The following is a 386-nucleotide window of genomic DNA, read 5'->3' as shown; positions in this document are numbered from 1 at the left end:
TTGAATTTATAGTATAATTTTAACAAAAAGGAGTCTTCTGTATGAACTATTTCAGATATAAACAATTTAACAAGGATGTTATCACTGTAGCCGTTGGCTACTATCTAAGATATGCATTGAGCTATCGTGATATATCTGAAATATTAAGAGAACGTGGTGTAAACGTTCATCATTCAACGATCTACCGTTGGGTTCAAGAATATGCCCCAATTTTATATCAAATTTGGAAGAAAAAGCATAAAAAAGCTTATTACAAATGGCGTATTGATGAGACGTACATCAAAATAAAAGGAAAATGGAGCTATTTATATCGTGCCATTGATGCAGAGGGACATACATTAGATATTTGGTTGCGTAAGCAACGAGATAATCATTCAGCATATGCG

1 pseudogene is annotated in these 386 nt (G+C 32.9%); it reads left to right on the top strand.

Features of this window, described 5'->3' with window-relative positions:
* Positions 1–41: 41 nt before the first annotated feature.
* Positions 42–386: pseudogene (locus H1S01_RS20930) on the top strand (IS6-like element IS257 family transposase); the annotation flags it as partial.

The sequence above is a fragment of the Heliobacterium chlorum genome (genome assembly GCF_014502795.1).
In the GTDB taxonomy this organism is placed as follows: Bacteria; Bacillota; Desulfitobacteriia; order Heliobacteriales; family Heliobacteriaceae; genus Heliobacterium; species Heliobacterium chlorum.
The sequence above is the reverse complement of the archived record's forward strand: the minus strand, read 5'-3'. Positions and strand labels throughout refer to the sequence as shown.